At 57.2% G+C, this 25,369-nt stretch carries 19 protein-coding genes; 5 read left to right on the top strand and 14 right to left on the bottom strand.

Features of this window, described 5'->3' with window-relative positions; genetic code table 11:
* Positions 1-30: 30 nt before the first annotated feature.
* The 3 genes from FHI25_RS06785 to FHI25_RS06775 form a co-directional block, all read right to left on the bottom strand.
* The gene (locus tag FHI25_RS06785; protein WP_210516192.1) at positions 31-825 is read right to left on the bottom strand and encodes a calcium-binding protein; all 795 of its coding nucleotides are present in this window, start codon (positions 823-825) and stop codon (positions 31-33) included.
* Positions 826-1,154: 329 nt separating this feature from the next.
* The gene (locus tag FHI25_RS06780) at positions 1,155-2,537 is read right to left on the bottom strand and encodes an HlyD family type I secretion periplasmic adaptor subunit (RefSeq protein ID WP_008888989.1); all 1,383 of its coding nucleotides are present in this window, start codon (positions 2,535-2,537) and stop codon (positions 1,155-1,157) included.
* Positions 2,534-4,348 (bottom strand): type I secretion system permease/ATPase, encoded by a 1,815-nt coding sequence (locus FHI25_RS06775; protein WP_210516190.1) that lies wholly within the window; start codon positions 4,346-4,348, stop codon positions 2,534-2,536. Before FHI25_RS06775 ends, FHI25_RS06780 begins: the two co-directional genes overlap by 4 nt.
* 328 nt (positions 4,349-4,676) lie before the next feature.
* Here FHI25_RS06775 and FHI25_RS06770 point away from each other — a divergent pair, with 328 nt between their 5' ends.
* Together FHI25_RS06770 and FHI25_RS06765 are read left to right on the top strand one after the other, a co-directional pair.
* Positions 4,677-5,177, top strand: a complete 501-nt coding sequence (locus FHI25_RS06770; RefSeq protein ID WP_008888987.1) for a winged helix DNA-binding protein — start codon at positions 4,677-4,679, stop codon at positions 5,175-5,177.
* Positions 5,174-6,379 (top strand): glycosyltransferase, encoded by a 1,206-nt coding sequence (locus tag FHI25_RS06765; RefSeq protein WP_210516188.1) that lies wholly within the window; start codon positions 5,174-5,176, stop codon positions 6,377-6,379. Before FHI25_RS06770 ends, FHI25_RS06765 begins: the two co-directional genes overlap by 4 nt.
* A 117-nt stretch (positions 6,380-6,496) precedes the next feature.
* Here the strand turns inward: FHI25_RS06765 and FHI25_RS06760 are convergent, their stop codons facing one another.
* The 7 genes from FHI25_RS06760 to FHI25_RS06730 all read right to left on the bottom strand — a co-directional run bounded on the left by FHI25_RS06760 (position 6,497) and on the right by FHI25_RS06730 (position 14,756).
* Entirely contained in the window at positions 6,497-7,888 is a 1,392-nt protein-coding gene (locus FHI25_RS06760) for an amidase family protein (protein WP_210516186.1), read from the bottom strand.
* A gap of 26 nt (positions 7,889-7,914) precedes the next feature.
* Positions 7,915-8,820, bottom strand: coding sequence for a glyoxylate/hydroxypyruvate reductase A (locus FHI25_RS06755; protein ID WP_210516184.1), 906 nt, complete (start codon positions 8,818-8,820; stop codon positions 7,915-7,917).
* A complete protein-coding gene (locus tag FHI25_RS06750) occupies positions 8,817-10,436 on the bottom strand; it encodes an ABC transporter ATP-binding protein (protein ID WP_210516182.1) in 1,620 nt (539 codons plus the stop codon). Before FHI25_RS06750 ends, FHI25_RS06755 begins: the two co-directional genes overlap by 4 nt.
* On the bottom strand, positions 10,433-11,266 hold the full coding sequence (locus FHI25_RS06745; RefSeq protein WP_210516180.1) for an ABC transporter permease: 834 nt from the start codon (positions 11,264-11,266) through the stop codon (positions 10,433-10,435). The genes FHI25_RS06750 and FHI25_RS06745 overlap by 4 nt, the downstream gene beginning before the upstream one ends.
* A 1-nt stretch (position 11,267) precedes the next feature.
* Positions 11,268-12,245: an ABC transporter permease gene (locus tag FHI25_RS06740; RefSeq protein ID WP_008888981.1), complete on the bottom strand. Its 978-nt coding sequence runs from the start codon at positions 12,243-12,245 to the stop codon at positions 11,268-11,270.
* Positions 12,246-12,338: 93 nt separating this feature from the next.
* The gene (locus FHI25_RS06735) at positions 12,339-13,871 is read right to left on the bottom strand and encodes an ABC transporter substrate-binding protein (protein ID WP_349237975.1); all 1,533 of its coding nucleotides are present in this window, start codon (positions 13,869-13,871) and stop codon (positions 12,339-12,341) included.
* A gap of 114 nt (positions 13,872-13,985) precedes the next feature.
* Positions 13,986-14,756 carry a class II aldolase/adducin family protein gene (locus tag FHI25_RS06730; RefSeq protein ID WP_210516176.1) on the bottom strand — a complete coding sequence of 257 codons (771 nt, stop codon included), beginning with the start codon at positions 14,754-14,756 and terminating at the stop codon, positions 13,986-13,988.
* Positions 14,757-14,944: 188 nt separating this feature from the next.
* Between FHI25_RS06730 and FHI25_RS06725 the strand changes: the two genes are divergently transcribed.
* The 3 genes from FHI25_RS06725 to FHI25_RS06715 all read left to right on the top strand — a co-directional run bounded on the left by FHI25_RS06725 (position 14,945) and on the right by FHI25_RS06715 (position 18,174).
* Positions 14,945-15,649: a GntR family transcriptional regulator gene (locus tag FHI25_RS06725; protein ID WP_210516174.1), complete on the top strand. Its 705-nt coding sequence runs from the start codon at positions 14,945-14,947 to the stop codon at positions 15,647-15,649.
* Positions 15,646-16,692, top strand: a complete 1,047-nt coding sequence (locus tag FHI25_RS06720; protein WP_210516172.1) for a histone deacetylase family protein — start codon at positions 15,646-15,648, stop codon at positions 16,690-16,692. Before FHI25_RS06725 ends, FHI25_RS06720 begins: the two co-directional genes overlap by 4 nt.
* A gap of 102 nt (positions 16,693-16,794) precedes the next feature.
* Positions 16,795-18,174 (top strand): aspartate aminotransferase family protein, encoded by a 1,380-nt coding sequence (locus FHI25_RS06715; RefSeq protein ID WP_210516170.1) that lies wholly within the window; start codon positions 16,795-16,797, stop codon positions 18,172-18,174.
* Positions 18,175-18,290: 116 nt separating this feature from the next.
* Here FHI25_RS06715 and gyrB read toward each other — a convergent pair whose 3' ends face one another.
* From gyrB to dnaA, 4 genes are all read right to left on the bottom strand, one after another.
* Positions 18,291-20,747, bottom strand: a complete 2,457-nt coding sequence (gene gyrB, locus FHI25_RS06710; RefSeq protein ID WP_210516168.1) for a DNA topoisomerase (ATP-hydrolyzing) subunit B — start codon at positions 20,745-20,747, stop codon at positions 18,291-18,293.
* Between the two features lie 22 nt (positions 20,748-20,769).
* On the bottom strand, positions 20,770-21,927 hold the full coding sequence (gene recF, locus FHI25_RS06705; RefSeq protein WP_210516166.1) for a DNA replication/repair protein RecF: 1,158 nt from the start codon (positions 21,925-21,927) through the stop codon (positions 20,770-20,772).
* Positions 21,928-21,991: 64 nt separating this feature from the next.
* Positions 21,992-23,110, bottom strand: a complete 1,119-nt coding sequence (gene dnaN / locus FHI25_RS06700) for a DNA polymerase III subunit beta (RefSeq protein ID WP_008888966.1) — start codon at positions 23,108-23,110, stop codon at positions 21,992-21,994.
* A 329-nt stretch (positions 23,111-23,439) separates the two neighbouring features.
* A complete protein-coding gene (dnaA, locus tag FHI25_RS06695; RefSeq protein WP_210516164.1) occupies positions 23,440-25,005 on the bottom strand; it encodes a chromosomal replication initiator protein DnaA in 1,566 nt (521 codons plus the stop codon).
* Positions 25,006-25,369: the final 364 nt, after the last annotated feature.

The raw sequence follows: 25,369 nt of genomic DNA, 5'->3' as shown, positions 1-25,369 counted from the left end.
GCAGCCGAAGCTGCGGACGCCGCCAACGGATTACTGGACGCTAAAGAAGCTGTCCGGATCGTCCTGTACGTCTTCGGCATCGACATTGTTGAGGGTAATCGAATCCCCATTGCCAAGATCGATGACGGTGTTGGCACCGACTTGCGTTGCACGCGCAGCGACATCATCGGCACTTGCGATGCCGGTGTCGTTGATGTTGCTGCTAATGGAAAGCATGTCTTCGCCAGCCTGGAAGTCGAGTACGACGTCGTTGCCGCCGCCGCCGGAGAAGACAAAGGTGTCTGCACCGGAACCACCAGACATGATGTCATCGCCTGCGCCGCCTTCGAGGACATCATCCCCGGAGCCGCCAAGCATCAGGTCATCACCCTCGCCGCCCTGAAGCACATCGTCTCCAGAACCGCCAAGCATGACATCGTCTCCGCCACCGCCGAGAACGATATCGTCGCCTGCACCGCCGATCAGGACATCATTGCCTGATCCGCCGTCGAGAACGTCATTGTCTGAACCGCCAAGCAGGATGTCGGAATCCGCACCCCCTGACAGAACATCCTCACCGGAGCCACCCATCATCAGGTCGCTGCCGTCGCCCCCGATCAGTGCATCGTCACCCGATCCACCGAACAGGACATCATCACCTTCGCCACCAACGGCAACATCGTCGCCCGATCCGCCGAACAAGGCATCATCGCCTTCTTCGCCAAACAGCACGTCATCATTACCTTGTCCGAAGATTGTATCGTCTCCGCCACGTCCGAAAATGACGTCACTGAAACGAGATCCGAGAAGCGCATCATCAAAGGCGCCGCCTTCGAGAGTTGCCATGTAATCCTCCTTCGTGTCCCAACATTAATGACATCGTGGGGATATTTCCCTCACGAGAGGATGGCCGTTCCCTCTGGACGTTCTGAGCCCCGTGGAAACGACCACTCAGAAATCCTATATTTTTTTACTTTGTCATTGGAGGGTATTGTCGTGTTTTTATTTTGTCAACATTATGACTTAGTTTGAGATTCATTACATTTATTGTCTGAATACTAATTCAATTTTACTTATTATTTGGTTCAAAATTCGATCTATACTTGAAAAGAAAAGGGCTGCCCCGCCGACAAACGGGTGCAGCCCGGGGATCGAGCCCATATTCGCAAAGGCGATTATTCCTCGCGGAAGGCCTTTTCCATGCTTTGGGTGATGGGATCGATCAGGTAATCGATGGCCTTGCGCGGGGTTTTCAGAACCAGAATGTTGGCTGGCATGCCCGGACGCAGATTGATGTCATCATGTTTTGCCAGTTCGGCCGGATCAATCGCCGCCCGCACGATATAGTAAGACGCATCGCGCTGTTCATCGACGGTCTGGTCAGCGGCAACATAGCTTACCTCACCATTCAGGGGGGCCAGTCGACGCTGACTATAGGCGGTCAGGCGAATTTGCGCCTTTGATCCGACCTGGACCGAGTCGATATCCTGTCGGTTGATCCGTGCTTCGATCACCAGTGGCTCATCTTCGGGGATGATATCCATGATCGGTTCGGCCGGACTGATCACACCGCCGGGGGTTCTGATCTGGATGTTGGCAACCGTTCCGGCCTGGGGTGCACGCACTTCGAGGCGATCAAGCACGTCCTGACTTGCGCGGATACGTTGGGTGACGTCGTTCAAGGCAAGCTGGGCTTCCTGAATTTCCGTTGCGATATCGCTTTGCCATTCCATTTCAATCGAGGCGAGATTGATCTCGGCTTCGGCCTTTTGCTGTTGGGCGGCGGCACGCTGGGCTTTGAATTCGCCCATATCACCGACCAGATCCGACCAGTTATTTTCAATCTCGACCAGTTGGGTGCGGGTGGCGAAGCCCTTTTCGGCCAGTTGGCGAATCCCCGCAAGCTGTTCGGCGACGAGCTTTTCCTGACGTGTGCGGGCTTTGATCTGTGAGACCAGTGCTTCGGCTTCGGCCTCGAACTGTTCGATCTGTTTGGCCTGGGCATCACGTTTGGCGGCATAGACTTCCTTGCGCTTGGCAAACAGGCGTTTTTCATCGCTGAGGATATCGGCGACATAGGCCTCGTCACTGGCGAGAAGTTCCTGTGGGAAGGTGATGTTTTCCTGGCCGCGCTGTTCGGCGCGCAACCGGGCAAGCTTGGCCATCAGACCAAACCGTTCACCGCGCAACTGGCCGAGCTCCGACTCGCTACGTGTGCCATCAAGAAGGGCAAGGGTCTGGCCCGCGGTGACTTTTTCGCCTTCCTCGACCAGAAGCTGTTTGAGGATGCCGCCCTCATAGTGATTAACGACTTTCTTTTTCGAATCGACAATCACCGAGCCGGTCGCAACAGCCGCGCTATCGAGTTCGGCGGTAAAGCCCCAGGTCAGAAACCCGCCAAACCCCAGCACAATGACGAACAATCCGGCCAGGATCGGCTTGCGCAGGCTTTGGCGCGATGCTTCGCGTTCTTCCGAGAGGATCTGGTGCCAGGCGACTTGCGGTTCTTCGGCCGGGAGTGCCGCGCCACCGCCTTCAAGATTAATGACACGGGTCATGCCGCACCTCCGTTTTCATGTTTACGCTTTACCGGGGGGAGGCTTTTGATGTCGTCGCTTTCATTGGACAGATTGCGAATCACGTCTGTTCGTTCGCCGAACTGTTTGACCCGTCCGTCCTGCATCACCAAAAGCTTGTTGGCATATTGCATGATGCTTTGACGGTGCGCGATCAGCACCACCATTGCACCGGAATCCGCAGCCTGGCGCACAGCACGGATAAGGGATGCTTCGCCCTCGGCATCCAGGTTGGCATTGGGTTCATCAAGCACCAAGAGGCGCGGCCAGCCATAAAGCGCGCGCGCCAAAGCAATGCGCTGTTGCTGCCCGCCAGACAGGGTATGTCGGCCGGCACCAATCGGCGTGTCATAGCCCAGCGGCAATCGCCCGATCATTTCATGCACACCGGCCGCACGGGCAGCCTCGATCACCTTGCGCGGGCTTGCGTCGCGCATGCGGCTTATATTGTCGCGGATGGTACCGTTCAGAAGCGATACCGATTGCGGCAGATAGCCGACCATGTCGCCAAATGATCCGCGCTCCCAGAGATAGGCATTATGCCCGTCAAGATAGACACCGCCCGTCGCAGGCTTTGCCGTGCCGACCAGCAATCTTGAAAGGGTTGATTTCCCGGCCGCAGACGGCCCGACCACACCCAATATATCGCCCGGCGACAGTTCGAAACTGATCCCGCGCAGCACCGGCACATTTGAGCCCGGGACGGCATAGACCAGATTATCGACAACCAGCGGACCTTCGGAACGCGGGGTTGGTTTGATTTCGCGTTCGGACTGGCTTTCTTCGAGCATCAATCGAATGCGTTTCCACGATGAAAACGCCCCGACCCATGCCCGCCAGTCGCGGGTGACATTATCAAACGGCAGCAACAGCCGCCCCATGATCACGGTCCCGCCGATCATGGCACCCGGCGTGGTTTCGCCCTGAATGACAAGGTAGGCCCCCATGGCCAGCACAATGATCTGCATGCCAAACCGGGCAGAGCGGGTGATGGAATACATGCCCTTGCTGCGCACGTTGCCGACATCAAGCAATTCGCTGGCGTGGATTTGTGCCTGACGCCAGCGCAGGGCGAGGGCTGGCATCATGCCCATTGCCTCGATCACTTCGGCGTTTGAAACCGTCGATCCGATATCGCCGATATTGCGCAGATTGGCGTCTGTTCCTTCCTTGGTGACCTGACGGACCATCACATCACCGAGCAGGCTTAACCCAATCAGGGTCAAAACCGCCACCAGCCCGGCAATCCCGTAATAGGGATGCAGGGCAAACATCACGAAAAGGAAAATCGGCGACCAGATCGCTTCAAGCGGAGCGGCGATGGTGGTGCCGGTGATGAAGTTGCGCAGATCAGAAAGGTCGCGCAGGACCTGGGTGCCGTGCAGCGATCCTTTTTCAAGTGCCACACGCATGGCCGCCGAAATTGCCGGCAGGTTCAACCGGCGCAAAAGCGACTTTGCCATTTCCTGAAAGACAAGTGCGCGCACGAAATCAAGGATGCCATACAGAATGATCGCACAGACCGCGATCACCAGAAGCAAAAGCAGGGTATCGGTGCTTTGACTGTTGATCACGCGGTCATGCACCTGAAGCATGAACAGCGGCACGGTAAGTTGAAGGATATTGATGAAGCCGCTCATGACACCGGCCCATCCAAGCCCGCGCACGAACGTAAAGCGGGCCTCGCGAATGACCGATCTTGCATCAAGTTCGGGCCGGGCTTCCTTCGAATTCGCGTGCGAATTCACAGGCGAATCCACCGGTTTTGCCAGCTTTTTGCGGCGAAATTGCATCGAAAATCATCCAATTAAGCAAAAGTCATAGTTTTTCCGCAATCTAATCACATAGTTGCGATGACAGGATGATCTACAATAAAATTAAATATGTCGATCTCATGTTGATGATTAGTCAATGTAAAAACATTAACAACGGAAGTAATTCAAAAATAAAAATACTTTCGAATTACTTCCGTACAACGAGCAAACCTGCGGGAAGAAAGAGGCGTTCGGAAAAATTGTTCAAGAACAACGTCTTGTTATCTTCCCCAATACGAAATTTGTGTCAGGGCAATTGCGCCTTGGCATCAACTCTCGCTTGGGACCAGATAACGGATCGAAACTCATGACCGTCACTCATCTTGAACTGGCAAATACCGTCGAGCGGATCTATCGGCGGTTTGCGGATTTGTTACGGGTAGATCTCATTCGACTCGGAAAGGATGACATCAGCCCGGCGCAAGTGGCGCTGCTTTTTACCATTGGCGAAGACGAACTCTCGGTGCGCGATCTTCTTGATCGTGGCCACTATATGGGTTCAAACGCGTCTTATAATCTTAAACAGCTCGCGGAATCGGGCTATGTCGAACGTCAGGTCATGGCGCGGGACAGGCGTTCTGCCCGTTTGAAATTGACCAAAAAGGGCCATGAACTCTGTCAGGCATTGCACGAATTCCACGAAGAATATCACGACGCCCTGACCAACAATCTTGAAGACCAGCAGGAGATGGAAACAGCGCTGCGTACGTTGCGCAGACTGGAAGAATTCTGGACACAGACGCTCAGGTACGGGGGTGTTCCCATCAATGGGTCCGTCGCCGTGCAGGAGGCACGAAACAGACGATGAAGATTGTCCTCGTTCATCGTCATGGACCGGGACAGTTTGTACATCTTGCCTGCCATCTGGCCGATGCCGGATGGCAGGTTTCCTTCCTGTGCGAAGCAATGAATGTGCGCCTGCCCGGCATCCGGACACTCCGCCAGCCTGTCACAGCCCCACCGCCTGCCATACCGTTTGCGCAATATCATCAGGATGTGGGACTTAAGGCCGCCAGAACCCTTGAAAGCCTTGTGCGCGAAGAAGGCGCACCGGACATTGTTTACGGCCATATTGGTTGGGGCAGCATGATGTTTGCCCGCGACGTTATGCCCAAAACACCCCTGATCGGTTATTGTGAACATTATTATCACGCCACCGGGCGCGACGTGGGCTTTGATCCCGATGATGAAATCACATTGGCGAAACGCGCCCAACTTCGGGTGCGCAATGCGGCCCAACTGACGACACTGGATCAGCTTGATGCCGCGATCAGCCCGACCAAATGGCAGAAATCGGCATTTCCGGCGGCCTATCACCACAAGATCGGCGTTTGCCATGACGGGATTGATACCCACCGCTGCCAACCAAATCCAAACGCCAGTCTGACCTTGCCCGATGGGCGGGTGCTGACCGCGCGTGATCAGGTGATTACCTATGTCGCGCGCGATCTTGAACCCTATCGCGGGTTTCCGACCTTTATGCGTGCCGCCGCCACACTGGCCCAGCAAAACCCCGATGCCCAGTTCGTGATCGCCGGGGGCGATGGCGTCAGTTACGGACAGGCGCGCAAGGACGGGCGAACGTGGCGTGATGTGATGATGGCAGAAACGCAAATCGATCCGTCACGCATCCACTTTCTGGGCCAGATCCCCCATGACCAACTGATCCGGATGTACCAGATCAGTTCGTTGCATGTTTACCTGACATATCCGTTTGTTTTGTCCTGGTCGGTACTGGAAGCCATGGCGTGTGGTGCGCCTGTGATTGCCTCGGACACTGGTCCCTGCTATGACATGATCCGCGATCGACAGAACGGATTTCTGACCGATTTCTGGGACAGCGATGCGCTGGCGATGAAGATGGCGTTTTGCCTTGCCCATCGTGACGAGCTGACACCCCTGCGTGAACGGGCCCGCAAGACAATCCTTAATCACTTTGACCTTCGACGGTGCCTGGATCGTCAAACGACCCTGATCGAGAATCTGGCGTCTGGCAGAAAAAGCCGGTGACAGCATCACATGCCAAAAGCAAAGCCAAAGATGAAAGTTACATCACCTTTGGCTTTTGCATATTCGCCTTAAGCTAAATTAGTTGATTACTTAAACAGCAATTTAGACGAACAGTAATCACAGCGTCATTTGTGGCAGACCGAAGCCCTGTTCAAGCACCTCGCCAGCGGTCAGGCAAATGTCTTCGCGCCAGGGGGCCGCGATGAGTTGAACACCCGAGGGGATATTGTTTTCGACACCCGAGCAGATCGAGATCGCCGGAAGGCCCAGCAGCGGGATTGCGATTTGCGGCAATTGCGCGTTCCACAGGCGGGTCAGGGTTGCGGGACCTTCAAGGTCCTCGTCCTTGCGAAATGGCAGCTCGGCCGAAACCGGCATCAGGACGACCGGATAATCTTCAAGGAACGCCCGCCAGTCGCGGATCAGGGCCGAGCGGCGGAGAAAGAGCTTACTAAACGTGTCCTTATCAATCGCTGCGGCGCGATCAGCATAATGTTCGAGAAGGGCAATCGCGCCCGGATCGTCTTCGGCCCGGGCGGCTTTCAGTTTGGCTTCGTGATCATCCGAAAGCCAAAGGTCGATCTGAAGATCGACGGCCTCGCGAATTTCGGGGATTTCCGGGATTTCCACGGTCCAGCCAGCGGCGCGGAAAATCTCGGCGGCACGTTCCAGATCGGCCAGTATGCGCGGATCGGTATCAATCCCGCCGGGATGGGTGACAAGGGCAACACGCTTGGCAAAATCGGGGCCGCGAAGCGGCATCGGCACGCTCCAGGGATCATCGGGGGAATAGCCCGCCATGCCCTCAAGCCCGAGCCTAAGGTCATCAACCCTGCGCGCCAGCGGTCCTGATACCGCCATCAGTTGCGCGCCAATCGGACGATCACCGCCGGTCTGGTTAAACATCGGGATGCGGCCATGGGTGGGGCGCAATCCCTGAATGCCGCAGGCATAGGCCGGATAGCGCACCGAGCCCGCGATATCCGTTCCATGACCGATATGACCCAATCCGGACGATGTGGCCGCCCCGGCCCCGCCGGAGGATCCACCCGATGTGAGGGCCGGGTTATGGGGATTAAGCGTCGTGCCATGCACCTTGTTGGAGGTAAACCAGCGATAGGAAAAGGCCGGTGTATTGGTGCGGCCAATCACAATCGCGCCCTTGCTGCGCATGTTGCGCAAAAACGGGCTGTCTTGGGTTGCGATCAGATCGGCGGCCAGCGTCGTGCCATTGGTGGTGGCATAGCCCGCCTGATCGGAGATGACCTTGATCGTGACAGGGATGCCAGCCAAGGGACCGACCGCGTCCCCGGCCTCGATGCGGGCATCAAGCAGCTCTGCCTCTTGCATGGCGTCATCTGCACAATCCTGAACGATGGCGTTGATAGCCGGATTGACCCGCGCCACACGATCAAGCATTTGGCGAATGACCGAGGTGGCGCGCATTTCCCGGCTTTTGATGCGGCGGGCCAGTTCGCGGGCAGACAGGGAATTCGGATCGATGGTCATGTGGGGCGCTACCTTATGGGTTTGGGTTAAGCTGTCATCGGCTCGGACTGAAGCTGGTTCCGGCGGATGGACAGAACGGTCGCCCTTGGTTCGCAAATGCTGGCGACATGGGGGGTGACGAAAACCTTGGGATGGTGCCAAAGCGGATGTCCGGCCGGCAGGGGTTCGGTTTCAAACACATCGAGCGACGCGCCCGACAAATGCCCACGATCAAGGGCATCAACAAGGGCGGTTTCATCGACCTGCCCGCCGCGACCAAGATGGATCAGGGCGGCACCATCGGGCAGTTTTGCCAGATTTTCGGCACCCAAAAGTCCCTTGGTCTGATCGGTGAGCGGCAACACATTGATCAGAATGTCGCTTTGGGCGAGAAAATCATCAAACGCCCCATCACGATAATGCGTTACCCCGTCTTCGGGTGCCTTTGGGGCCGAACGGGAATAGCTTGCGACCGGGTAGCCCAAGGCCACCAGTGCCCTTGCGACCGCACGCCCCATCAGACCAAAGCCCAGAACACCAATGCGCCGTGCACGCGGTGATAGCCCGGTCAGCTGGCGTTCCCAGTGTCCGATTTTCTGATTGGCAAGAAGATTGCCCATATTGCGATGGTGCCAAAGCACATGGAAGGTGGCGAAACCGGCCATCTGAAGCGCCTGATCCGGGTCTTCGACCCGATGGATCGGCACACCCGGCGGCAAGGACGGGCACGCCATGATGGCATCAATACCGGCCCCCACCGAATAGATCGCACGCAAATTCGGATAGCGCGTAAAGGCGTCCGGTGCCGGGACAAAGGTGACCATGAAACTGACATCTTCGGGCCGGTCGATCTCGCCGGGCAGGCGCAGGTCCAGTTCGGGTGCCAGGGCATCAAAATGCGGGCCGTAAATGCCCCGCAAATCGATTTTGCTACAAGACAGAACGCCAATCATGCTGGCACTTCTTCGGTTTGGGCCCAGTCCGCACCGGGAACGGCGGCGAGAAGTTGACGGGTATATTCCTGTTTGGGCGACAGGAAGATTTCATCGACCCGGCCAATTTCAACCAGCTTGCCCTTTTGCATCACTGCAATGCGATCACACAGCTGTGCCGCGACCCGCAAATCATGGGTGATGAACAGGATCGACAAAGACAGGCGTTCGCGCAAATCGCGCAGCAGATCAAGCACCTGTGCCTGGATCGACACATCAAGTGCAGACACAGCTTCATCGGCAATGATCAGTTCCGGTTCCATGGCAAGTGCGCGGGCAATCCCGATGCGTTGACGTTGCCCGCCGGAAAACTCGTGCGGATAGCGCATGGCGGCATCGGCACCCAGGCCAACGATTTCGAGCAGTTCCTTTGCCTTGGCTTGGGCCTTTTCCTTGGGCACGCCACGGTTGATCGGCCCATCTGTCAGCGCACTCATGATCCGTTGGCGCGGATTAAGCGAGGCATAGGGATCCTGAAAAACCATCTGGACCTTGTTGCGCTGACGGCGGAGTTCTTCCTCGGACAGTGCGGCCAGATCAACGCCGCCAACCATGACGTGACCACCATCCGGCGTCACCAGCCGAACTGCCGTGCGACCCAATGTCGACTTGCCCGACCCGGACTCGCCGACAAGCCCCAGCACCTCGCCGCGGGCCACCGTAAGCGAGACATCATCGACCGCATGAACTTCACGTACGGGTTTGAACAAGCCACCACCCGTCCGGAAAGTTTTGCGCAGGTTTTTGATTTCAAGCGCCGGTGTATTGCTCAGTTCGCGTGCCTCCGGAAGTTTTCCGGTCGGAATGGCATCGAGCAGACGTTTGGTATAGTCGTGCTGTGGGTTATCAAGAACCGATGCCGCATCACCGCGTTCAACAACCTTGCCTTCGCGCATGACAATCACCTGATCGGCAATTTCGGCGACCACACCAAAGTCATGGGTGATGAACATCACGGCCATGCCGCGCTTTTTGCGCAGATCGAGAATAAGCTTCAGGATCTGTGCCTGGGTGGTGACATCAAGGGCGGTTGTCGGTTCATCGGCGATCAGGAGTTTGGGCTCCAACGCCAATGCCATGGCAATCATCGCGCGTTGGCGTTGCCCACCTGAAAGCTGGAACGGATAGGCGCGGATGATTTTTTCCGGATCGGGAAGCCCGACTTCGCGGACAAGGTCCAATGCGCGTTTGCGGCGTTCGGATTGGGTATAAAGACCGTGTGCCGCGAACACCTCGGAAATCTGATCACCGATGCGCATCAACGGGTTGAGTGCGGTCATCGGTTCCTGAAAGATCATGGCGATCTGGGCACCGCGCAGGGCCTGCTTTTCAACTTCGGGCAGGCGCAGGACATCGCGGGCTTCGAACATGGCCCGGCCTGATTTGACCTCTACCCCCTGGGGCAGCAGCCCCATCAGGGCATTGGCCGTCATTGACTTGCCAGAGCCGGATTCGCCCACCACGCAAAGGATCTGTCCCTTGTCGATGTCAAAGCTGACATTTTCGACCGCGAAGGGGCGATCTGCACCCTCGGGCAGGCCGATTGTCAGCCGTTCAATTGTCAGTGTCGCACTCATGCTTTGCCCTTTCGCGACAGATGCGGATTGAAGGCATCATTGAGCCCCTCACCGATCAGGTTGAGCGCCAAAACGGTGATCACGATGGCAATGCCAGGGAAGAAGCTGAGCCACCAGCTTGTGCGGATGACAGTACGGGCAGCCCCGATCATATAGCCCCATGACATCGCGTTTGGATCGCCAAGCCCCAGGAACGAGAGCGAGCTTTCAAGCAGGATCGCAGTCGCGACCATCAGCGATGCCATGACAATGATTGGCGAGACGGTGTTTGGCAGCACCTGCTGGATCAGGATGCGCGGTTTTGAAAGCCCCGCCAGACGCGCCGCATCGACAAATTCACGCGTGCGCACCGACATCACTTCGGCACGGACAAGACGGGCGACGGGCGGCCAACTGACAATGGCAATCGCAATGGTGATGGAGGTCAATGTTGGTTCAAAGATCGCCACCAGCACGATGGCGAGCGCGAAGTTCGGGATGGTCTGGAAAAACTCGGTGAAGCGCATCGCACCTTCATCGACATAGCCACCATAGAACCCGGCCAAGGCGCCCAACGGCACACCGATCAGCAAGGCAACCACGGTCGAAACCAGCCCGACCAGAAGGGAAACCCGCGCGCCATAGGCCAGTTGGGCTGCCACATTACGGCCCAGTGTATCTGTGCCCAAGGGCAAACCATCAACGGCGAAAGGTGCCAGGAACGGGCGTTGAACCATCTGCCAAGGCCCATCGGAGAAGATCAAGGGGGCGATCAGGGCGATGACGATCACGGAGATCAGCAAGACGACACCGATCATGGCGCCCATATTGCTTCTGAAACGTTTCCACATGTCAGCTACGGGCTCCGATACGGGGATCGACAATGCGATAGACAATGTCGGTCACGATGTTGAACAGGATGACCATGGCCGCCGAGACAAGGAACACGCCCAAAATCGTGTTGTAGTCACGTGCAGCCAGGCTTTCGAACATCAGGCGTCCAATACCGGGCCAAGCAAAGACCGTTTCGGTCAGAACTGCCCCGCCGACAAGTTGACCGGCCTGCAAGCCGGCCAGGGTCACCACCGGCAAAATGGCGTTGCGCAGGATGTGACGACGGCGAATGACCGCATCCGACAGGCCCTTGGCCTTGGCGGTTTTGACGAAATCAAGCTGCGAGACTTCAAGCATCGAGGCACGCGCCATGCGCATATAGACCGCAGTAAAGAACAGACCCAGTGTCAGGGCTGGCAAGATCAGGTGGCTGCCAATATCAAGGACGCGCTCCAGACCAGTATAGTTCGCCCCGACTGTTTCATAGCCAAAGCCCGGCAGCCATCCAAACCATACGGAAAACACCAGAACCGCCATAAGGGCTAGCCAATATAGCGGCGTTGCATAGAATAAAAGCGCCATCGTGGTCAGGACGGTATCAGACGGCTTACCAACACGTGCAGCGGCGGCAACCCCAAAGGCGATGCCCAACACCAGCGACACGACAAAGGCGGTTAATGTCAGCAGCAAGGTTGCCGGCAACCGATCGGCAATGAGTTCGGCCACAGGTGCGCCCTGGCGGAAGGAATAGCCAAGATCAAGTTGCACAATACCGGCGACATATTTGCCAAGCTGGACATAAAGCGGCTGATCAAGGCCAAAGCGTTCGCGCAGCTGTTCGATCATCTGTTCGTCAGCGGCACCGGCTTCACCGGCCAGCACGACAGCCGGGTCACCCGGCGCGGCATGGATGAGGAAAAAGTTCAGAATCGCAATGGCCAGCAAGGTCAGAATAGCCTTGGATAGCCGCGACACCACGACAGCGAATATGGTCATAGGTCCCCGTTGCATCCCGTAATTGAAATCCCGCCTGAACGCGGGCAATCAGGAAAAGAAGGGGGCGGACCGGCAACCGGTCCGCCCACAATGTTACTTCTTGATCCAGGCGTTACGCGGACCGTCATTCACACCGATGGCCGTGGTCACCAGATCATTGACGTTGCAACGGTAGATCGTCGGGAAGGTCAGTTCCTGCATCCAGGCGACAGGAACGTCATCGACGATTTCCTTCTGGATTTCGGCATAGGCTGCTTCGCGTTCTTCGGGTGTTACCATCGTCGCAGCAGCGGCCCATTTTTCATCGAGTGCCAGGTTTTCATAGCCTTCGACATTGTTCCACGGGCTGCCTTTCTTGATGCGATCGGCGGTATAGTTGCGCGAAACACCAAGGGCCGGATCACCGTACTGATAGAGATAGGTGAAGGCCATGTCGTAATCCCACTGGGACGTTTTTTCGTTCCAGCCCGCGACATCGGCACTGTCGATTTCGACATTGATGCCGACTTCGCTGAGATTCTGACGGACGGCCTCGGCCCAGCGTTGCCAGGTTTCGCCATATGGCAGCGGCAGGATGCTGACCGGCTCACCGTCATAACCCATCTCGGCCAGAAGTTCCTTGGCCTTGTCCGGGTTGTGATCATAAATGGTCACGTCATCGGAATAGAAATTGGTGCTCGACGCAATCGGGCCGGTCGCAACCTTGCCAAAGCCGTTCCAGACCACATCGCGCATGAATTCACGATCCATGGCGTACATGACAGCCTGACGGAACTTCTCGTTGGCGGTCGGACCTTCGCGGTTGTTAAGCCACATCCAAGCCAGCGGCGCGAGGAATTCCCAGCCCTTTTCGGTGACACACACACCATCCATTTCGGCCAAACGCGGGATATCCCAGTTTTCAACTGAACCGCCCGGCAGAACATCAACTTCGCCGGTTTCAAACGCCACCGCACGCGCCGCAGCATCCGGGATCACACGGTAAAAGACTTCATCGAGATAGGGCAGGCCATCGACATAGTAGTCCTCGTTCTTGACGAGATGAATGTGGCTGCCCTTGACCCATTCCTTGAACTTGAACGGACCCGTGCCAATCGGGGTGGCGTTCGCCGGGTTGTTGGCGAAGTCAGTACCTTCGTAGATGTGCTTGGGCACGATTGGCATGGTGCCGTTTTCAAAGGCGTTGATGAACGGACCAAACGGTTCTTTGAGTTTGAAGACAACCGTCATCGGATCCGGGGCGGTGATGCTTTCGACATAGGCCAGCGACGCACGCAGACGCGCATGGGTTTCACGCAGGAAAACGTCCGCGGAAAAGACAACGTCATCGGCGGTGAAATCTTCGCCGTCATGCCATTTGACACCTTCATTAAGCTTGAAGGTGTAGGTCAGACCGTCGTCGGAGATTTCCCAGCTTTTGGCCAGGCTCGGCATCGGGGTCAGGTCGCTGTCATAGCGCAGCAGGCTTTCATAGATATCGCCTGCGACAAGCTGGGTCGGGCCGTTTTGCACGAGGCCGAGCATCAGTCCCGGTGGTTCGGGCTGAACAACGATATCAAGCCGACCGCCAGCTTCCTGTGCCGCCACTGGCGAGGCCAGGGCGGCGGCGATGAGAAAAGTAGTCACCTTTAAATATTTCATAGCATTCCCTGATTGTGTTTTGCATTTAGGTTCTTGTTTTTATTGGTGTTACCACGTTTTGTTTAGCCAAAGGCCACAGGCGTGACCCAGGTGCACAGGTTACCCGAGGTAACCCGGGGCGCTGGCATCAAGCCGGCGCAGTTGGGCGGCCCATTCCGGGTCTGGTTTGCCCTTTTGTTCATAAGAATCGTACATCGACTGGTATTGGGAGGCCGTATGTTCGGCAACGTCATGGCCGAGCACAACCGGGGTCAGGCCCATCCCCAGCGCGGCAACCTGCGCCTTGCAGGACCGTTCAAGGTTCAAGGCCAGCTTGACCGCCTCGGCCACCGAGCGGCCCAAAAGCAACGTTCCGTGATTGCGCAGCAACATCACCGATTTGTCGCCGAGATCGGCAACAATGCGGGCGCGTTCCTCAAGATTAAGCGCAATGCCTTCGTAGTCGTGGAAGGCAATCCGGTCGTAAAACTGTGCCGACCATTGATTGAGCGGCAGCAGTCCTTCCTGATTTGATGAAACCGCCACACCCGCCACCGTGTGGGTATGGAGCACACAAACCGCATCGTGGCGCGCCATGTGAACGGCCGAATGGATGGTAAAGCCAGCGGCATTCACCCCCGCACCATAGGGGTCGTCAATCACGGCACCGGTTTCATCGACGGTTACCAGATTGGCCGCGGTGACTTCGTCAAACCGCAGACCGAACGGATTGAGCAGAAAGCGTTGCTCGCCCCCCGGTCCGGACGGGAGCCGTGCGGAAATATGGGTGTAGATGCCGTCATCCATGCCCTCGAGCGCGATCAACCGATAGGCCGCAGCCAGATCGCGGCGGATTTCGGATATCGACTGATCACTCTTAGCATCGCGCATTAATGCCGCCCTTTCGTTATGTCGCTTTTTTGATTGCTTCAAGGCTGCGGGATGATCCCGGCGCAGTCAAGTAAATTGTCGACAATCTACAATTCGTTGCCTAGACTGACCGGAGTCATGCATCTTTCTTTGGCGTCTGTTGCGGGCTTAATTCAAAGAATTCAAATCCACCTTCTGCGGGCTTACATATGACACAGACACAGCCGTCCTCCGGCTTCCAACAGATTGACCGTGAAGGGCTCGTCCAGCGGGTTGCCAAGTTGCTGAGCAAAGCAATCGTCAGCGGAAAGCTCGCACCGGGTGCGCGGCTATCCGAATCGGTTGTTGCCCGCGAATTGGGGGTCAGCCGGGCACCGGTCCGTGAAGCGGCGAGGTTGCTTGAAAGTTCGGGACTGGTGAGGTCCGAGCCGAACCGGGGATTTTTTGTGCGTCAGATTTCGATAAAGGCGCTCAATGATCTGTATGAGTTGCGACTGGCGATTGAGACGGCCGTGGTCGAACGTCTGGTGCAGAACTGGAACGACGAGATCGAGGAAGCCCTGAGCGCACAGGTGGCCGAGCTTCACCGGGTTGCCACCGAAGAGGCTGATATTTTCACCCAGGTCGAGGCCGACATGCAGTTTCACCGGCTGATGTGTACTGGCAGCGACAACCCGAAATTCCTGCAGGTGTTCGAACAGGTCGCCATAGAAACCGAGTTCAGCATCATGCTGATCGGGCAGTTATATGACGATCCGACCCGCATTGCAGAAACACACGAACCGATTCTTGAAGCCCTACGGGCACGCGATGCCACCAAGGCCGTTTCGGCGATCCGCTACCACATTTCGGAGGCGCAACGCATCGTGATCGATCAGTTCCGCCTTCTGGAAGAAGGCAAAACGTCGACATGAAATGCTTCTACGCCCCAGAGACCGAAACACACGATCCGATTTTTCGGCTGACCTATGGCAAGATCCAGCGCAATGCCGAACAGGCCGAACGCGCCAAGCTTTTGCTGGCTGGTCTTGATGCGCTTTCCCTGTCGGTAACCGAGCCCGGACGCGCCCCGATGGCAGCCCTTGAAACCGTTCATACCAAGCGGTTCTTAAAGTTCCTCGAAACGGCGTGGGATGAATGGCAAAAACAGCCCGATGCGGGCCCGGAAGTCGTGCCCAACGTCTTTCCGCGTGCCGCAACATCATCCTATCCGCACACCATTCTGGCCCGGGCGGGCTGGCATATGGGCGATACGTCGGCCCCGATTGGCCAGAATAGCTGGCAGGCGGCCCTCCGTGCCGCCGATTGCGCCATTGCCGCAACCGATGCTGTGCTGGCGGGCGATGACAAGGCCTATGCGCTGTGTCGGCCGGCGGGCCATCACACCAGTGCCGAAATTGCCGCCGGTCATTGCCTTTTGAATAATGCCGCCATTGCGGCTGCACGCCTGCGCACCGCACATGATCGCGTCGCGATATTTGATATCGATGTCCATCATGGCAACGGCACGCAGGATATCTTTTATGATCGGGGCGATGTCCTGACCGCCTCCATCCATGCCGACCCCACGGACTATTACCCGTTCTTTACCGGCTTTGCCCACGAGACCGGCACAGGGAACGGCGACGGATATAATCTTAATCTGCCCCTGCCTCGCACCACCACAGACGCAGCATGGCTTGCCGCGATTGACACCGCCCTTGACCGTATTGCCCAATTCAATCCCGGTGCGCTGGTTCTCAGCCTTGGGCTTGATACCCACGAAGATGACCCGTTGCTTGGCATGAAAGTAAGTTGGGACGGACTGCGTCGTGCCGGTGAAAAAATTGCTGCGGCGGGCTATCCGACGGTTATTGTGCAAGAGGGTGGATATCTGACACCATCACTGACCACGTCGCTGACATCTTTTCTTTCGGGTTATTTGGGCGCAAAAATACCCGCACTTGAGAGAAACTGACCCGCATCAGCCACCAATGGCGGGTTTGATCGCAACCGCATATACTGCAGAACAAAATGGCCGCCCCATATCAGGGCCTCATCATCAGAACGGGAGTTTCACATGAACCATCGGCCGAATTCGCTCCACATGTCCGACATCGCACATTCGATGCATCCATACACCAATATGCGACTGCACGAAGAAAAGGGCCCGATGATCATGGCCGAGGGCAATGGCGCCCGCGTCACCGACAGCGAAGGCAAGGAATATATCGAAGGTCTTGCCGGGCTTTGGTCGGTTGCGGTTGGTTTTTCTGAAACCCGTCTGGCCGATGCCGCCTATGCGCAGCTTAAACGCCTGCCCTATTACCACAGCTTTGCGCACAAGGCGCACGAGCCATCGATCCGTCTGGCCGAAAAGCTGGTGGAAATGACGCCCGAAGGCCTGAACCGCGTGTTCTTTACCAATTCCGGGTCGGAAGCCAACGACACCGTCGTCAAGATGGCCTGGTTCCTCAATAACGGTTTGGGCCGTCCGGAAAAGAAGAAGTTCCTGTCGCGCACCAAGGCCTATCACGGGATTACGATTGCATCGGGCTCGCTGACCGGGCTTGCCGGCAACCAGAAGGACTTTGACCTTCCGGCCATTCCGGTGACGCATCTGAGCTGCCCGCATTTCTGGCGTTATGGCGAAGAGGGCGAGTCCGAGAGCGAATTCACCGCGCGCCTTTTAAAGGAACTTGAAGACACCATCCTTGCCGAAGGCCCGGAAACCATCGCGGCCTTTATTGGCGAACCGGTGATGGGTGCAGGTGGTGTGATGACGCCGCCGGAAGGTTACTGGCCGGGTGTGGTTGAAATCTGCCACAAGTACGACATTCTGGTCGTTTCCGACGAAGTCATTAACGGTTTCGGCCGGACTGGTGCCCGTTTTGGCTGTGAAAAATATGGCTTCACGCCGGACATTCTGGTGACATCCAAACAGCTGACCTCGTCCTACATGCCGCTTGCCGCGATTGTGGTGAATGACAAGGTCTATAACGCGATTGCCGACAACACCGCCAAGCTTGGCAATTTCGGCCACGGCTTTACCGGCACCGGACATCCGGTTGCCTGTGCGGTTGGTCTGGAAAACCTCAATATCATCGAAGAACGCGATTTGATGGGCAATGCCAAACGCCTGGAGCCGATGTTCCAGGATGGTTTGCGCGCCTTTGCCGATCATCCGTTGATCGGCGAAATTCGCGGTGTCGGCCTGATTGCGGGTCTGGAAATGGCAGACAAAAAAACCAAACAGCCGTTTGGCAAACCGGGCACGGTTGCCGCCAAGGTCGTGGCCCTTGCCGCCGAGGAAGGGCTTATTTGCCGCAACGTCTATGACACGGTCGCACTCTGCCCACCGCTGATCGTGACCGAGGATGACGTGCGTGAAATCCACGCCCGCCTGGGCCGTGCGCTTGACCGGGCGCTTGATTGGGCCAAGTCCGAAGGGATGCTCTGATTTGAAAATCGCTGTGCAAAAATTAGCACGCGAGGCGCACCAAAGAAAAAGCCGGAGATGGTTTTCCCATCTCCGGCTTTGTTTTTCTTGGCGTGATCTTACAACGTCAAGGTCGCTTATACGTCGAGGTTTGCGACCTTAAGCGCGTTCGACTGAATGAAGTCGCGGCGGGGTTCGACGACGTCGCCCATGAGGGTCGAGAAGACTTCCTCTGCCTCGTCGGCGTGGGCGACTTTGACCTGCAGGAGCGAACGGACGTTCGGATCGAGCGTGGTTTCCCAAAGCTGATCCGGGTTCATTTCACCAAGGCCCTTATAACGCTGGACCGAAATGCCGCGGCGGCCATATTCCATCACCGCATTGACCAGATCGACCGGGCCGTTGATTTTCCAGGTCTTGTCCTTGGCCACGAATTCAGCGCCCTTTTCAAACAGTTCGCGCAGTTCGCCAAGGATACCGGCAATTGCACGGGCCTCGGCCGAGCGCAGGATGTTGCCATCAATCACGTGACGCTGTTCAACGCCGCGCAGCATGCGCCAGAGCACGATTTCATCAAGCGGTGCTTCGCCATGCCAGCCGCGATCATAGTCTTCTTCAAGAGTATCAAGATGTTTGGCGAGCGTTTCGGCCGCCTCAACGCGTTTGCCATCGTCATCAAGCAAGGCCGGGTTCAACGCGCCAGCAAGGGTTGCCTGTTCGAGAACCGAAATCGGAAGCTTGATCGACAGCGGCTCCAGGAAGCCCTTGGCCTTACGCGCCAATTCGACCACACGGACCAGATCTGGGCCGGCAAGCTGTTGGCCACCGGCAAGGGTAAGCACGGCTTCTTCGGTGCCCTGTGCGGTCAGGTATTGCTCCATCTCGCGGTCGTCCTTGAGATACTGGACCGAGTTCCCGCGTTTGGCGCGATAAAGCGGCGGCTGTGCGATATAGAGATAGCCGCGTTCGATCAGTTCGGGCATCTGACGATAGAAGAAGGTCAGAAGCAGGGTTCGGATATGTGCACCATCGACGTCGGCGTCAGTCATGATGATGATTTTGTGGTAGCGGGCCTTTTCGATATTGAAGTCATCGCGGCCAATACCGGTGCCCATGGCGGTAATCAGGGTGCCGATTTCCTGACTTGAAAGCATCTTGTCAAAGCGCGCGCGTTCGACGTTGAGGATCTTACCGCGCAGCGGCAGGATCGCCTGGAAACCACGTTCACGGCCCTGTTTGGCCGAACCACCTGCGGAATCACCCTCCACGATGAACAGTTCGGCTTTGGACGCATCGCGTTCCTGACAGTCGGCCAATTTGCCCGGCAGGGACGAGATATCAAGCGCGCCCTTGCGGCGGGTCAGTTCGCGGGCCTTGCGGGCCGCTTCACGGGCAGATGCCGCTTCGACCACCTTGGTGACGATCTTGCGCGCGTCCTGCGGATGTTCTTCAAGCCACTGGGCAAGCTTGTCATTGACGATGTTTTCAACGACTGGGCGGACTTCGGACGAGACCAGCTTGTCCTTGGTCTGGGACGAGAATTTCGGGTCCGGCACTTTGACCGAAATCACGCAAGACAGGCCTTCACGGGCATCATCACCGGAAAGGGCAACCTTTTCTTTTTTGGCGATGCCGCTTTCCTGGGCGTAGCTGTTGATCTGTCGGGTCAGAGCAGCACGGAAACCGGCCATGTGCGTCCCGCCATCACGCTGCGGGATGTTGTTGGTAAAGCACAGCGTGGTTTCGTGGTAGCTGTCATTCCATTGCAGGGCGACTTCGACGGTGATGCCGTCTTTTTCGCCTTCGATGCAAATGGCTTCTTCGATCTGACGGGCCTTGTTGCGGTCAAGATATTCGACAAAGGCGCGAATACCGCCTTCGTAATGCAGTTTGATTTCGGTCGGCTCACCACTGCGTTCATCGCGCAGCGTCAGGATCACGCCCGAGTTCAGGAAGGCCAGTTCGCGCAGGCGATGTTCCAGCGTCGGCAGGTCGAAATCGGTCATCGTGAAGATTTCGGCATCCGGGTAGAAGGTCACTTCGGTCCCCGAAAGCGGCGTGCCATCCGCGGTCAGCGGCGCATCACCGACAACCTCAAGCGGCTTGATCGCGTCCCCACCGGAAAACTCCATGTAGTGTTCTTTGCCGTTACGCCAGACGCGGAGCTTGAGCAGCGTCGACAGCGCGTTCACCACCGACACGCCCACGCCGTGCAGACCACCGGAAACCTTATAGGAATTCTGGTCGAACTTACCGCCGGCATGCAGCTGGGTCATGATGACCTCGGCGGCGGAAACGCCTTCTTCCTTGTGCATGTCGGTCGGAATGCCACGGCCGTTATCGCGGATGGTGGCAGAACCATCACCGTTGAGCTGGACCCAGACGGTATCGCAGTGACCGGCCAAGGCTTCGTCGATTGCGTTATCGACGACTTCGTAGATCATATGGTGCAAACCGGTACCGTCATCGGTATCGCCGATATACATGCCCGGACGTTTGCGCACAGCTTCAAGGCCCTTAAGAACCTTGATCGATTCTGCGCCATACTCCTGCGACTGTTCACCAGTGTTCGGCGTTTCGGTTTCGTTGGTCATAGGGTCAGAACCTCGGCATTCACTAAGTGGTTTCAAGGGTCAGTGTGGCATCTTCCACGCGGAAGAATTGCGCACGACCGTCCAAACCTTCAAACAGCGCCCGGTCCGTGCCTGTCATCCAGGCCTGGACGCCAAGCGCCACGATTTCATCAAACAAGTGGCTGCGGCGTTCTGCATCGAGATGCGCAACCACTTCATCAAGCAACAGTAACGGGCCAGCCCCGCGTGCCTTTGTCTGCAGGCGGGTATTGGCCATAATGATCGACAGCAACAACGCCTTTTGTTCCCCGGTGGAACATTGATCCGCCGACTGGCCCTTTGCATCGTGCCAAACCAGCAGATCACTGCGTTGCGGGCCGACCACCGCCCCGCCATAGGTCGCATCACGTGACCGTCCGTCGCGCAATGCGGCCCGCATTTTATCTTCGACCTCGACCGCCGGCAGGTTTTCCAGCCAGTCTTCAAGGTCCCCGGTCAGCGCCAGACGGGCGGCCGGAAATGGTCCGATCGCCATAGTCCCGGCACGGCGCAACCGTTCAAGCAATTCTGCACGTGCGACCGCAACCGCAATGCCATGGCGCACCATCGAATCCTCGATCGAGGTCAGCCATTTATCGTCAGCCTTGCCTTCCTTAAGCAGCTTGGCGCGTGAGCGCAGTGAATGCTCATAGGCGGCAACGCGGCTGCTGTGATCGGGATCAAGGCCATAAACCAGCCGATCCAGAAAGCGCCTGCGGGCCGACGGACCATCAAGGAACAAACGATCCATTTGCGGCGTCAGCCAGACCGCAGCACAAACCCGGCCCAAGGCCGCCTGACCACGCTGGGCCTGCCCATCGATGCGCACAGCACGGCGTTCGCGACCCTGTTCGAGGGCGGCCGGATCAAGCCCGGTGCCCAATTGAAACGCCCCATCCGGCGTATCGACATCTGCGGCCACGGCCCAGGCCCGGAGTGCGCCGTTGGCGGTTGGCGGGGTGCTTCGGGCGATTTCGCCCAGCTTGGCCCGGCGCAATCCACCGCCCGGTGCCAGAAGCGAGACCGCCTCAAGCAGGTTGGTCTTGCCCGCCCCGTTTGGCCCCGTCAGCACAACCGGCGAGCTGTCGAGCGACAGTCGCAGGCCTTCGTAACAGCGAAACTCGCTGAGCTGGATGCGGGAAACAGCAAGACGGCTTGTCATCGACACCCCGTCTTTTGGCATGAGGTTATTGGCAAGAGCAGCCACAGCTTGATCGTACTAACCGTCAAACACGCATCGGCATCAGAACGTACAATGCCGAAAGGTCGTCGGTGTCACGCAGAATGGTCGGGCTGGATCCGTCCGACATCAGAAGGTTAAGCGTATCGCCCTTTACCTGCTTGGCGATGTCGAGCAGATAGCGCGAGTTAAAGCCGATTTCGATATCCTCGGCGTCGTAGTTGATTTCAAGCTCCTCGGACGCGGTGCCGTGTTCGGGGCTGGAGGCCGAAAGAGTCAGGGTATTGCCCGACAGAACAACCTTCACCGCACGCGATTTTTCAATCGAGATCGCCGACACACGGTCGACCGCATCGGCAAATGCCTTGCATTCGATATCAAGGGTCTTGTCGTTGCCCGACGGGATCACGCGTTCGTAATCCGGGAAGGTACCGTCAATCAGCTTGGAGGTCAGCACCGCATCGCCGAAGCCAAAGCGGATTTTGGTATCCGACAGCGCGATATCGACGGCTTCGCCGGTTTCCTCGATCAGTTTACGCAGTTCACCAACAGTTTTGCGCGGCACGATGACGCCCGGCATGTTTTCCGCACCATCAGGCAGCGGCGCCTCGACGCGCGCCAAACGGTGACCATCGGTTGCAACCGCGCGCAGGATTTTGGTGCCTTCGGCGTCGGTGGCATGGAAATAAATCCCGTTGAGGTAGTAACGGGTTTCCTCGGTCGAGATCGCGAACTCGGCACGGTCAATCAGGCCACGCAGTTCGGCCGCAGCCAGGCCGAAGCTGACCGGAAGGTCGCCACCGGACATCACCGGGAAATCATCAACCGGCAGAACGGCAAGATTGAACTTCGAACGACCGGCAGAAAGGGTCAGACGGCCTGCACCCGGCTCAAGCGAGATTTGCACCTGGGAGCCTTCGGGCAGCTTGCGCACGATTTCATAAAGCGTATGGGCAGGGGTCGTGGTCGCGCCCGGTTCGGACACCTCGGCCGTCGTGGTTTCGATGACTTCGAGGTCCATATCGGTCGCGGTCAGCGCAAGACGATCATTCTCTGCCCGGAGCAAAATATTGGACAGAATCGGAATGGTGTTACGTCGTTCAACAACGCTTTGAACATGGGTCAGCGATTTCAACAGCGCCGCGCGTTCGATGGTCAGCTTCATGCCCGTCCTATCCGTCTGTCAGTATTCGTTTAACAAATTGATTTTTAATCAGTTTTCTTACCTGACCCACACCCTTTCGGGTGCGGAAATCGCATTATAACATGCTGGCATGGAAATCGAAGGATTTTTACGGCCTAAACCCAAGCAAATAAAAGGAGTCGGCGGACAAAAATACGCCCCGAACGCGCAAAGCGGCGCAAACCGTGCGACTCGCAGTTTCGGCGATAAAATTGCAGCTAAGAATCCAGCTGATTCAAAAACAAAATCCGCCGGAAAACGCGGCGGATTTCATCTTGAACAACGACGTTTCGACAGGCTTTTGCGTGCAATCAGCTTTCGAGCATCCGACGCAGAAGATCGATATCTTCGCAGAGCGACGGATCCGTTCCGTGCAGTTCTTCGATCTTGCGCACGGCATGCATCACCGTGGTGTGGTCACGACCGCCAAACTTGCGGCCAATTTCCGGCAACGAGTGGGTGGTGAGCTGCTTGGACAGATACATTGCCACCTGACGCGGACGGGCAACCGCACGCGCACGGCGGGCGGAATGCATGTCGGACACCTTGATGTTGAAATGCTCGGCCACGCGTTTCTGGATTTCCTCGATCGAAACCCGGCGCTCGGACGCGCGCAGAACGTCGTGGAGGATGTCCTGAACCATTTCCAGCCCGATCTCGCGACCGACCAGCTGGGAATGCGCAATCACGCGGTTAAGCGCGCCTTCGAGCTCACGCACGTTGGCGGTGATCTTGTGGGCAAGGAATTCCATAACACGCTGGGGCAGTTCGACACCCTGACGCTCGGCCTTGGCCTCCAGGATGCCCAGACGGAGCTCGTAGGTGGTGGCGTGAATATCGGCCACAAGGCCAGAGCCCAGACGCGAACGCAGGCGTTCTTCGATATCTTCAAGATCGGATGGCGATTTATCCGCAGACACAATGATCTGACGGCCCTGATCGACCAGCGCGTTGAAGGTGTGGAAGAATTCTTCCTGGGTCGAATCCTTGCCCGAGATGAACTGGACATCATCAACCATCAGCACATCGACCGAGCGGAACTGGTCCTTGAAATCGACCGTGTTCTTGTCGCGCAGCGCCCGAATAAAGCGATACATGAATTTTTCGGCCGACAGGTAGATCACCGTGCGGTGCGGCTGAGTGCGGCGGATATGCCAGGCAATCGCATGCATCAGGTGGGTTTTACCAAGACCAACGCCACCATAGAGGAACAGCGGGTTGAACGGCACCGATTCGGCCTCTGCCAGACGGCGGGCGGCGGCATAGGCGAACTCGTTTGGCTTGCCCAGCACAAAGTTATCAAAGGTGTAGCGCGGATCCAGAGCAGCCGAGATGCCGTCATCAGACATGCTGGCAATGGCGGTGCGGCCCGATCCATTTGACTGGGACGGCGCACTGACCACGGTATTGTTTTCCGTCGAATGGCTTGGGGAATGGCCTGACGAATGGGAAGTGCGCGCGGATTTGGCACGCGCGGTCGTGGCGTTTGCCGATGTCGATTTGGCCGAAGAAGAACCCGAAGCAGACGCATCGTTCTGCGCAGTCGCGCCCGAAACGATATTGATTTCAACGAAATGCACATCGGAATCTTCGGCGTGCCAGAAATTCTGGATACGGTCGAGGTAGTGCTGCGTCACCCAGTCACGCATGGCACGAGTCGGTGCACCCAAACGGGCCACGCCGGCTTCTACTGCCATCAGGGCAACGGGCTCCAGCCAATAGCGATAGGCTGTTGCGCCAAATTCGGCGCGCAGCTTTTCACGTACGACTTGCCAGGTTGCCACTGCGTGATCATCAAGTGCTGCGTGCTGGTCACCCGCAATCCCCCCGCTGGATTGGCCAAGTGCCGATTGTGTGTCCCTCACGGCGTGCTGCACTGTAAGAACCTTTCCCCGATATCCCGATTTCACCACCACAAAGACCGCAAAAGACAAAACGATACTGTGTCGCGTTGATCACCGCAGTGACCAACACGTTGGCCTTCCACAAAATCAGGAAGTGTACTCGCGCCTTTTGTTTTTAGTTCTTCGTCACTGGTCGCTTTGCGCGGCCTGCGAAGTTCAAACACTGTACTGATGTGACCCACATCAGGCAAGGCGATCTTTAACAGAACGTTAAAAGGATTTCGCAACCAAAACGGCCCTTGTTTTCTGCGGTTTCTTGCACCCGCGCAACCAAGGAACAAAAGGTGATTCTGCGAAATCCGGGCAGCGAAAAGGCCGCACCCGAGGTGCGGCCTTC

Source organism: Thalassospira sp. ER-Se-21-Dark, assembly GCF_017922435.1.
Taxonomy (GTDB): domain Bacteria; phylum Pseudomonadota; class Alphaproteobacteria; order Rhodospirillales; family Thalassospiraceae; genus Thalassospira.
The sequence above is the reverse complement of the archived record's forward strand: the minus strand, read 5'-3'. Positions and strand labels throughout refer to the sequence as shown.